Below are 10,346 nucleotides of genomic sequence, written 5' to 3' on the forward strand. Positions count from 1 at the left end.
GATAAGGCGCCGCCCTGGAGATCACGAGAACATGTCGGGCTGGTCTTCGACCAACTGGTCGTACAGCGCCTGGAAGTGCAGCCAACCGATGAAGGGACTACCGACATTCTCGCGGCTGTAGCGACAGCGCTCTGGGGTCACCAGCTTCGGCTCGATGCCGGAGGCCTCGATCAGCAACTGCTGCTGGCAGCAACGCTCCAGTGCGATGAACCAGAACGCCGCTTCGTCGATGCTGTGGCGGCTGGCCGTGAGCAAGCCATGATTCTGGTGGATCGCTGCACGAACGTTCTTGAAGTGCCCCGCAACCGAGTTGCCCGCCTTGGTTTCCACGGCAACGGCACCGGCCTCATCGGTGATCACCACATGGTCCTCGTAGAACACTGCGGCATCTTGAGTGATAGGCGGCAGCGGCCGGCCGGTAGCCGCCCAGGCCCCCCCGTAGATGGTATGGGCATGGCACATGGCGAGGATGTCCGGGTGTTCTTCGTGCACTGCGGCATGCAGTACGAAGCCTGCGCGATTGATGGCGTAGTTCCCTTCGACCACCTTGCCCTTGTGGTCGGCGAGAATCAGGTTGCTCATCTTCACCTTGGAAAAGTGCACGGCCATGGGGTTGGTCCAGTACAACTCCGGGAACTCTGGATCGCGCACGGTGAGGTGGCCGGCGAAACCGTAGTCCAGGCTATGCTGCGCGAACGCCCGGCATGCTGCGACCAGATGCTTCTTGCGGTAAGTGCGCTCTTCTTCGAAGGATTTGAACTCGGGGATTTCAGGGAAAATCAGCCCCGCCTGCTCGGGCTGATAAATCGAAATACGGCGTTTGCTATTGGCGGCGGGGTTAATGGAAAGCAGCGAATCCATGGGGTTTTCCTCGTTGTTGTAATAGTGCGGAACTCCATAGTCGGTTCGCCCAGCATCGTTGACAAACGATCCCTTTTTACCCAAGGTTGAATTGGATTCAGCCTAGGGAAATACCAAAATAATGAGAAAAATTCCCAACTTCGCGGCCATTCGTGCCTTCGAAGCCGCCTCGCGCCTGCAGAACTTCGCGGCCGCGGCAGACGAGCTCCATCTGACACCTTCAGCGGTCAGTCACCAGGTCAGAAAACTCGAAGCCACCCTTGGGGTGGAACTGTTCATCCGTCACGCACGCTCGGTAGAGCTCACCGTAGAAGGCCAAAGACTGGCTGGCAGGCTGACCCCGGTATTCGATGCCATGGAGCACGCTATCGCCCCCTGGATACCGGATACCCAACAGTTGAGTCTGGCCGTGCACTGTGCACCGAGCTTCGCTTCGAAATGGCTCTCGCCACGCCTGGCACGCTTGCTGAGCGAACCCGACCCCATGCACATTCGCCTCACCTCCAGTGCAACCCCGCCGGAGCTGACCCGTCATGAGGAAATCGATGTCGCCATCACCTATGGCGCGCCCATAAACAAGACAGGCGTCATTGCCGAGTCGCTGGGCATGGAAACGCTCGCACCGATGTCCTCGCCGCGTTTCTTCGATCCAGCGGTGACGCTGAACGAACAGACGATCCCGGCCCATTCGCTGATCGACTCGCAGCTTTGCCCTGTGCGCTGGGGCGACTGGCTAGGCTACGAAGGCATCGCGGAACTACGTCAGTTCAAGGGGCTGTCGTTCGACCGCGCCGCGCTGGCCCTGTCGGCCGCTGCTGACGGGCTGGGTATCACCTTGGAGTCGACCCGCTTGGCCGAGTCGGAGTTGAAAGACGCAAGCCTGGTGATACTGCAAGGCAACCGGCCCCATCTGCGCCGGGAGATCCACTTTCTTTGCTACCGCAGCGCCGCCAAAGGCAGCCGGAACATCGAACGCTTCAAGAAATGGCTCATGGACCAGGTCAACGCCTGAACAGCGACCAGACCCAATCCCACCCTGCTCCCCTCGATCCCCATGCCGCCCCTCCGGCGGCCCTGAAAACCTCAAGACTTGCGCTTGCGCGGCCCGCTGTTGAAGCTCGGCACCTTGCGCACCGGCTTGACCGCTGGCTCCGAGAACGCAGGCTCGGCACTGTCCATCCAGCGCCCCAGCCCTCGCTTGGCGCTGTTCTCCTTCGGCTTCTTGGGCTTTTTCGGTTTCTTCAGCACCTGGCCGCTGGCATCGGTCAGCGGTACCCGGTGATCGGGAATGAAATCCGGCTCCTCGTGACGCGGCAGGGTCTGGCGGATCAGGGTCTCGATGGCCGCCAGCAACTGCACCTCGTCGGCACACACTAGCGAGATCGCCTCGCCCTTGTTGCCCGCCCGGCCGGTACGGCCGATGCGGTGCACGTAGTCTTCGGCCACGATCGGCAGGTCGAGGTTGACCACCAGCGGCAGGTCGTCGATGTCCAGGCCACGGGCCGCGACATCAGTGGCCACCAGCACCTGGATCTCGCGGGCCTTGAAGCTGTCCAGCGCGCGCTGGCGGGTGGCCTGTGGGCGATCACCGTGGATACCGTCGGCATTGATCCCCTCGCCGAGCAGGCGCTCCACCAGTTGGTCGACGCCGTTGCGCGTCTTGGCGAACACCAGGGCCTGCTTCCAGCGCTGCTTGCGCAGCAGGTGGCAGAACAGGTCGGCCTTGCGCTTCTTGTCCACCGGTACCAGCCACTGCTTCACCGTGCTGGCCGTGGCGTTGCGCGGGCTGACCTCGATGCTCAGCGGGTCGTTCAAGGCAAGGCCGGCGAGCATGCGGATCTCGTCGGAGAAGGTGGCGGAGAACAGCAGCGTCTGACGCTTGCGCGGTAGCGCGGCATACACCGCCTGCAGCTCCTCGGCGAACCCCAGGTCGAGCATGCGGTCGGCCTCGTCGAGAACCAGGGTCTGCACCTGGCCGAACTTCACCGCGTTCTGCCGGAACAGGTCGAGCAGCCGGCCAGGCGTGGCCACCAGCAGGTCGACACCACGGCGCAGGCGCATCATTTGTGGATTGAGGCTGACCCCACCGTATACCGCGTAGGTGCTCAGCGGCAGGTTCTCGGCGTATTGGCGGATATTGGCATGGACCTGCTCGGCCAACTCGCGGGTCGGCACCAGCACCAGGGCACGGATCGAATTGCTGGCGACCTTGGCGCCTTCCAGCGCCAGGCGCTGCAGCACCGGCAGGGCGAAACCGGCGGTCTTGCCGGTGCCGGTCTGGGCCGCGGCCATCAGGTCGCGGCCGGCCAGCACGGCGGGGATGGCCTGGGCCTGGACGGGAGTCGGGGTGTTGTAGTCCAGGTGCTGCAGGGTGCGCAGCAAGGGTTCGATCAGGCCGAGTTTGGCGAAATTCATGGCAATACCGTCAGGGGGTTCAGCGAAGCCGGCAGTTTACCGCAACGCCCCGCCCTACTTGCACATTTCGCCCTTCAGCGGCGCGGGCGTCTCGGGCACCTTGCGCCATTGCGGCAACCCGATCAGCACCACCGCCCCGATGATCACCGCCATCGCCACGCACTCCTCGGCGCCGATGCGCTCGCCGGCGAAGACGATCCCCAGTAGCACCGCCACCGCCGGGTTGACGTAGGCATAGCTGGTGGCCGCCGCCGGGCGTACGTGCTTGAGCAGGTACATGTAGGAGCTGAAGGCCAGGATCGAGCCGAAGAACACCAGATAGGCCAGCGCACCCCAACCTGCGGCAGTGGGCATCTGGGTCAGGCGCTCGCCGCTGACGGCACTGCCGATCAACAGCGCAGCGCCGCCTACCAGCATCTCGGCGGCACTGGCCATGGCCCCCTGGGGCAGCGGCAGGGTCTTGCTCCATACCGAACCGAAGGCCCAGGACGCCGCGGCGAACAGGATCAGCGCCGCGCCCATGGGGCTGGCTTGCAGGTTGGACCCAAGGTTGAGCAAGCCAATGCCGGCCAGGCCAAGGAAGATCCCCGCCCACTCCAGGCGCGAGTTGCGCTGGCCGAACAGCAGGCCGAACAACAAGGTGAACAGCGGCACCGTGGCCACCGCCAACGCGGCCACGCCCGAAGCGACCCCGGCATGTTCGGCCAGGGTCACGCCACCATTGCCGCAACTGAGCAACAGGAAACCGATCGCCCCCGCCGCGCGCCATTGCGCCCAGGTCGGCGCGGGCACCCCGCGCCAGCGCAGGAAGCCGTAGAGCAGGCTGCCGGCGATGATGAAGCGCACACCTGCCATCAGCATCGGCGGCCAGGACTCGACACCGATCTTGATGAACAGGTAGGTCGAGCCCCAGACCAGGTACAAAGCCAGGAAGGCACCGATGAGCAGCAGCGGGAAGCGACGGGAGGCAGGCATGGGAAAGAACTCGAAATCCGTTTACGGGTGACTTAGTTTAGAAAGGCCCCTGCGCAAACTTAAGTTACAAAACAGGTTTAAATCAGCCGTACACTTTGCAAAGCATGGTTGTAAGACCACTTTTCCGTCGATTACAAAGTGACCACTGGAAGTGCCATGGACAAGTACGATCGCATGCTCCTCGCCGCCCTGCTGGAAAACGGCCGGGCCACCTACGCGCAACTGGCGCGCCAGGTGAATCTATCCGCCCCGGCGGTGGCCGAACGGGTGGCCAAGCTGGAGGCCAGCGGTGTGATCACCGGTTATTCGGCCAAGGTCGACCTGGAGAAGATCGGTTTGCCGATCCAGTGCGTGATCGAGCTGCGCCTGGCCAGCCACGGCAACCAGCAGGCCTACGAAGCCCTGACGCGCATTCCCCAGCTCACCGAATGCCACCGGGTCACGGGGGATCCTTGCGTGATCATGCAGGCGGCGGTCGCCTCGATGAATGAGCTGGAGGCGCTGATCAACCAGGTCTCGCAGTTGGGCTTCAGCAAGACCTCGATCATCCTCTCCAGCGCGGTGGAACGGCGCGTGCCGCTCGATCACCTGGAAAGCAATGGCAGGAAGGCCTGAGTTGCGTGGTTGACCGTTCCAGTCTATGCGCGAATGGGCGGGATCAATGCCGCAACAACAACTGCCCTTCGATCGGCACATAGCGACTGGCAGCACGGATCAGCGATAGCGCGGTGAGCCCCGGCACGCCATAGACCACGGCCTCGGTGCCATGGCGCTGGATCACCCGCTCCAGCAGCAGGTCGAAGTCGCCATCGCCAGAGGCCAGTACCACCTGGTCGACCCGGGCGGCGGCATCGATCACATCGAGGGTGATGCCCACGTCCCAGTCACCCTTGGCCGAACCGTCGCTACGCTGGATGAACGGTTTTAGACGCACCTCGAAACCAAGGTTGCGCAGGATCTGCTGGAACTGTTGCTGCTTGCTGTCGCCACGGTCGATCGCATAGGCCACCGCCTCGACGATCTGGCCCTGGCGACTGACATCGGCCCACAGCGCGGCATAGTCGAAATGGCAGCCGTGGGCCTGGCGCACGGTGTAGTAGAGGTTCTGCACATCGGCGAACAATGCGATTTTCTTCACCATGAACCCTCTGGCAGGTCAGGCCTGTGACGGCGGCCTTGCGTCGTGATGGGGGCGCACGGCCCCCTTGAAGGCCAGCAGTATGCCAGAGCCCTCAGACGAACGTGTCGTCGTCGGAGAAGAACCCGCCACCGTCGCTGCCATAGTCGCTGTCCATGAAGCCGCCCTGGTCATAGCCCGGGTCACCGTTGTCGGCGACCTGGCGCTGGACCTCCTGGTCGTTCCAGCCGCCGCTGTCGCTGGCCGGCGCCGGTTCTTCCTTGATGACCTCGACCACTTCCTCGGGCTGCGCGTGATGGTTGAACAGGCTGCTGATGCCCTGCGCCAGCAATACGCCGCCCGCCACGCCGGCAGCGGTCTGCATGGCACCGCCGAGGAAGCTGCCGGCGCCGCTGCGGGCGGGGGTGGCATTGAAGGCCGACGCTCCCGGCCGGTTGAAGCCCGGCGCGCTCGGCTCACGCCAGCCACCACCGGAGGCCGCCGGGCGCTGCGGCTGCGGAGCCGGGCTGCGGGCCCCTGCGCCAAAGATGCTCGACAGGAAACCGCCACCGGCATTACTGCCACGGGTAGCCTCGAGCTGGGCCTTGGCCTGCTTCAGCTCGGCCTCGAGCTGCTTGTTCCGCTCGTCCAGACGCTCGATCGCGGCCTCCTGGACCAGGATCGCCTGGGCCATGTAGTACGGCGCCGCCGGCTGCTGGCGCAGGTGCTCCTCGATGCACGCCTGCGCCTGGGCGTCACGCGGCTGGCTTGCAGCCTCGGCTTGCTTGATGCGGCCGAACAGGCCGTCGATCAGGGTTCGTTCTTCAGTGTTCATGGGCTACCTCATACGTCAGTGGCCTGTGTGGACGCGTCAAGGATGGGGTGCACAGCCACGCGATTCAATCATCGAGGCCGTGAAACTTTTTTCAGCAAAGGCTGTGGGCTAAAGTGACGCCCTGCTTTTTCTGCCATGCGATCCTGACCGATGAACCCGCTGAGCGTCCTGCGCGATTCCCTGTATTTTTTCCGCCGCCATCTGGCGAGCATCCTCCAGCTCTGCCTGCCGCTGGTGATGCTCGAAGCCCTGTGCACCCAACTGCTCGACCGCCAGCTGGGCGACCAGGGCTCGCCCGCCTACGGCATGCTGGTGAGCCTGCTGTTCTACCCGCTTTACAGCGCGGCCCTGATCCTCTACCTCGACACCCGCAGCAACGGCCAGGACATCGCCAAGCGCAACCTGTTCGCCCGCGCCGTACAACTGTGGCCTGCGCTGGCGCTGCTGATCCTGATCAGCTCGCTGCTGATCATGGCGGGCCTGGCGCTGTTCATCTTCCCGGGGGTGTGGATCATGATCAACCTGGTGTTCGCCGAATACCTGCTGGTGCTGCGCGGGCTGCCGGTGGTGCAGGCCATGCGCGAGAGCGCCAGGATGACCACCGGGCACTTCATGCGCATCCTGGCCTGCGTGCTCGCCGTGCTGGCGCCGCTGTGGCTGCTCGACGGGCTGCTGCTGACAGTGTTCCCCGAGCCCCAGCCGGGCCTGCAACTGGCCCTGGACAGCCTGAGCGGCTTCCTGCAACTGTTCAGCGGTGTGGTGCTGTACCGCCTGTTCATGCTGCTGGAGAGCGAAGCCAGCGCCTGAACTGGCTCACCGACGAACGGCTCGGTTATGCTGGCGCCACCTGCACCGACAAGCCGAGCCGATGATCCGTCTACTGCGCAACGCCCTGCTGTCCCTGCTACTGTTGCTGGCCGTGCTCTGGCTGCTTGCCGATCACCTGGGCTGGCAGCCCTCCCCCCGCGAACCCGTGGCGGTTGCCTGCCACGGCGCCAGCCCGCCGCTGCTACCTGGGCAGGCGCTCAAGGTGATGACCTGGAACGTGCAGTACCTGGCCGGCAAGCGCTACGTGTTCTGGTACGACCAGGGCCGCGGCAGCGACACCCGCCCGAGTGCCGAGGACCTGGCCTTCAACCTCGACGAAGTGAGCCGGGTGATCCGCGCCGAACAGCCTGACATCGTCCTGCTCCAGGAGCTGGACAAAGGCGCCAAGGCCACCGGTTACCAGGACCAGCTGGCCCTGTTGCGCGAGCGCCTCGCCGATCTCTACCCCTGCGCGGTCCAGGCCTATGACTGGAAGGCCGACTTCGTGCCCGACTGGCACATTGCCGGCAACGTTGGCCGCACCCTGGCCACCCTTAGCCGCTACCCGATCGCCAAGGCCGAGCGCCTGCAACTACCCTCCGCCGCCAGCAATGCCTTGAACCGCCTGCTGGAGCCGCAACCGGCCCTGCTGGTCAGCTACCTGCCGGTGCAGGATGGTGGCCGCCTGGCGGTGCTCAACACCCAGCTCTCACCCTACCGGCCCGGCAGCGACCTGCAGCAGCGCCAGGTGGCGCACCTGGCCAAGGTCCTCGACCGCCTGGAAGGCCAGGGCACGCCCTGGCTGATCGGTGGCGACTTCAATCTCCTGCCCCTGGGCCAGTACCGTCGCCTGCCACCGGCACAACGCGGCAACTACCCCGCCGACAGCGACCTGCACCTGCTCTGGGACAAGTACCCGATGATTCCCAGCAACGCCGAGGCCAGCGGGGCCGATCGCAGCGCCTGGCTCACGCACTACCCCAACGACCCGGCCGCCAGCGGGCCCGACCGCACTCTCGACTACCTGCTGCACAGCCCCAGGTTGCAGCGGCTCCAGGCCCAGGTGCTGCAGCAGGACACCCTGCAGATCTCCGACCACCTGCCGCTCGTGGCTCGGCTGCAGCTACCGCCCCATCGCCGCGACTGAAACGACTCTCGAAGCAAACCTTCCTTGCGCCATCGATCCCCGTCGGCCGCCAGAATCGCCGACGGTGCAGCACGGTGCTGCCATCGAATGGACAAGGAGACTCCCATGACAGACGCTCATGAACCAGTGCTCGTCGCCGAGACGATCGAAGCATTTCGCGGCAAGATCTACATGCTGGTCGATAACCGACGGGTGCCGCTGCGGCTCAGCCGTAGCACCGACAAGTTCAGCTGGGGATTCGCCCCGCAGGATGATTGGCTGCAAGCAGGCGGACAGGCCGACTCCCCGGTCTTTCATTTCACCTTCCTGTCGCAAACCGAGAACCGCCATCACTTCAGCATCCGCGGCACCGGCCGCCACGCGGACAAGAAACTGGGCATCAGCCTCAATGGCTACCTGGGGCTGTACAAGCATGCCGAGGTCACCGACTTCTGGAAGCTGGAAACCCTGAACTGGACCGAACAAGGCTTGCATTGCCGCTGGCGGGACCACCAGGGCCAGCAGGTCAAGGCCATCATGGATACCCCGCACCATGAGCCGGGGACCTACTACCTGCTGAATGTCCAGGAAGGTGAGGTCCACGAGTTCCTGATCGAGCGCGTGGACTGATCGGTAGCGCCGGGGTGCTTGCACCAACGCAAGCACCCCGGCGACAGGAGCTCAGGTCCCCCTGGGCTTGGCCCGTGCCGTGGCCTCAGCTACCAGCGGGTCATCCGGCCAGTAGTGCTTGGGGTATCGGCCTTTCAGGTCTTTCTTGACCTCGGCATAAGTCGATTTCCAGAAGTTCTCCAGGTCCTGGGTAACCTGCACGGGGCGCCGCGCTGGCGACAGCAAATGCAGCTTGAGCACCTGCCGCCCATTGGCGATGCGCGGTGTGTCCGCCAGGCCGAACAACTCCTGGAGCCTTACCGCCAATACGGGGGGACGCTCGCTGTAGTCGATACGAATATTCGACCCCGAGGGCACCGAGATCGTCTGGGGTGCTTGCACATCGAGTTGCTGCGGCAATGGCCAGGGCAACAGGTTGCGCAGAATCGATGCCAGGTCGAGCTGGCCAAAGTGGCTGAGCCGGGTGACCTTTCCAATGTAGGGCCCAAGCCACTCACGTAGGGACGCCAGAAGCGCCTGATCACGCAAATCCGGCCATTCACTCGCCCCCCCGCTCTCCAGATCCAGGTCACGCAGCAGTGCCACACGTGCCTGCCACTGGCGCAGCTCGGGCGTCCAGGGCAACAGCTCGAGGCCCTTGCGCCGGATATAGTCGATCAATGCCTGGACACGGGCTTCGTCATCCAGGTTGGCCAGCGGCGCGCAAGAAAGCACCAGTTCCCCTACCTTGAGCTGTCGCTCCGCCCGCAGCACGCCTTCCCGCTCGTCCCAATCCAGCGCGTCCACCTGGCTGACCTGCTCTTTCAGGACCGAGTCGAACAGCGTTTCATCCAGATCCGCCGCGAGATAGATACGCTCGTCCCGTTGCCCCTGGCGGCTCCCCAGATCAGCGATCACCAACCAGGGGTGTTTCATCAGCGCATCGCTCTCTGAGAACAACGCAGCCCGGCCATTGGCAAGGCGGTACTCCGCGCCACCGGCGCGCCGCTGTCGTGCAATGCGATCAGGGTAGGCAAGCGCTAGCAGGCAGCCCACCCATTTCGGGTTTGCAGGGTCCGGCACGCGGTCAGCCGTGGGCCCGCGCAAGAACGAACGGTATTGCCTGGCCAACTGCTTCGCTCGCTGGGCGCTCCCCTGCCCGCCACGCTGGGCGCGTTGCTCTCCAGACAAGACAGCCAACCGAGCGTGCAGGTCGGCCCCGCCGCCGCGCTGGATATCCCGCTCGCTCAGCAAGGCCGCGATATCGCATGCCAGATTCGTCAAACCCAGCTCATGACCACGCAATAGCAGGTGGGCCAGACGCGGATGAGCGGGCATCTCGGCCATCGCCTGGCCATGCCGGGTCAATTGTCCATCCGGTTGCAGGGCCCGGAGCCGGCGCAATAGATCGCATGCTTGGGCAAAGGCCGCAGCCGGGGGAGCATCGAGCCACTTGAGCTCGTCCGGCCCAACGCCCCACCGCGCGAGCTGCAGGGCCAATCCCGCCAGGTCGGCCTGTTGAATCTCCGGCGAACCAAAGCCCGCCAGTTGCTCGTGCTGGGCTTCGGACCACAAGCGATAGCAAACCCCCGGCTCGAGCC

11 protein-coding genes are annotated in these 10,346 nt (G+C 64.6%); 5 read left to right on the forward strand and 6 right to left on the reverse strand.

Features of this window, described 5'->3' with window-relative positions; genetic code table 11:
• Window positions 1-21 precede the first annotated feature (21 nt).
• Window positions 22-861 (reverse strand): class II aldolase/adducin family protein, encoded by an 840-nt coding sequence (locus WCE05_RS09090; RefSeq protein ID WP_368815788.1) that lies wholly within the window; start codon window positions 859-861, stop codon window positions 22-24.
• A 121-nt stretch (window positions 862-982) separates the two neighbouring features.
• Here WCE05_RS09090 and WCE05_RS09095 point away from each other — a divergent pair, with 121 nt between their 5' ends.
• Entirely contained in the window at window positions 983-1,873 is an 891-nt protein-coding gene (locus tag WCE05_RS09095) for a LysR family transcriptional regulator (RefSeq protein WP_368815789.1), read from the forward strand.
• A gap of 71 nt (window positions 1,874-1,944) precedes the next feature.
• Here WCE05_RS09095 and WCE05_RS09100 read toward each other — a convergent pair whose 3' ends face one another.
• A complete protein-coding gene (locus WCE05_RS09100; RefSeq protein WP_225790721.1) occupies window positions 1,945-3,276 on the reverse strand; it encodes a DEAD/DEAH box helicase in 1,332 nt (443 codons plus the stop codon).
• A gap of 54 nt (window positions 3,277-3,330) precedes the next feature.
• On the reverse strand, window positions 3,331-4,251 hold the full coding sequence (yedA, locus tag WCE05_RS09105) for a drug/metabolite exporter YedA (protein ID WP_225790720.1): 921 nt from the start codon (window positions 4,249-4,251) through the stop codon (window positions 3,331-3,333).
• 156 nt (window positions 4,252-4,407) lie between these two features.
• Between yedA and WCE05_RS09110 the strand changes: the two genes are divergently transcribed.
• The gene (locus WCE05_RS09110) at window positions 4,408-4,866 is read left to right on the forward strand and encodes an Lrp/AsnC family transcriptional regulator (RefSeq protein WP_225790719.1); all 459 of its coding nucleotides are present in this window, start codon (window positions 4,408-4,410) and stop codon (window positions 4,864-4,866) included.
• Window positions 4,867-4,909: 43 nt separating this feature from the next.
• On the opposite strand, the gene WCE05_RS09115 is transcribed toward WCE05_RS09110, so the two are convergent.
• Complete coding sequence (locus tag WCE05_RS09115; RefSeq protein ID WP_225790718.1) at window positions 4,910-5,392, reverse strand: NYN domain-containing protein; 483 nt, start codon at window positions 5,390-5,392, stop codon at window positions 4,910-4,912.
• Window positions 5,393-5,483: 91 nt separating this feature from the next.
• A complete protein-coding gene (locus tag WCE05_RS09120; RefSeq protein WP_368815790.1) occupies window positions 5,484-6,203 on the reverse strand; it encodes a DUF2076 domain-containing protein in 720 nt (239 codons plus the stop codon).
• A gap of 150 nt (window positions 6,204-6,353) precedes the next feature.
• Here WCE05_RS09120 and WCE05_RS09125 point away from each other — a divergent pair, with 150 nt between their 5' ends.
• The 3 genes from WCE05_RS09125 (at window position 6,354) to WCE05_RS09135 (ending at window position 8,766) form a co-directional block, all read left to right on the forward strand.
• Window positions 6,354-7,010 (forward strand): YciC family protein, encoded by a 657-nt coding sequence (locus WCE05_RS09125; RefSeq protein ID WP_225790716.1) that lies wholly within the window; start codon window positions 6,354-6,356, stop codon window positions 7,008-7,010.
• A gap of 61 nt (window positions 7,011-7,071) precedes the next feature.
• The gene (locus WCE05_RS09130) at window positions 7,072-8,157 is read left to right on the forward strand and encodes an endonuclease/exonuclease/phosphatase family protein (RefSeq protein WP_368815791.1); all 1,086 of its coding nucleotides are present in this window, start codon (window positions 7,072-7,074) and stop codon (window positions 8,155-8,157) included.
• Window positions 8,158-8,262: 105 nt separating this feature from the next.
• Window positions 8,263-8,766 carry a hypothetical protein gene (locus WCE05_RS09135; protein ID WP_253081526.1) on the forward strand — a complete coding sequence of 168 codons (504 nt, stop codon included), beginning with the start codon at window positions 8,263-8,265 and terminating at the stop codon, window positions 8,764-8,766.
• A 51-nt stretch (window positions 8,767-8,817) separates the two neighbouring features.
• Here the strand turns inward: WCE05_RS09135 and hrpB are convergent.
• Window positions 8,818-10,346 (reverse strand): ATP-dependent helicase HrpB (hrpB, locus tag WCE05_RS09140; protein WP_368815792.1); only part of this gene is annotated, 1,529 nt, incomplete at its 5' end.

It is taken from the genome of Pseudomonas sp. I2 (genome assembly GCF_040984075.1).
GTDB lineage: Bacteria > Pseudomonadota > Gammaproteobacteria > Pseudomonadales > Pseudomonadaceae > Aquipseudomonas > Aquipseudomonas guariconensis_B.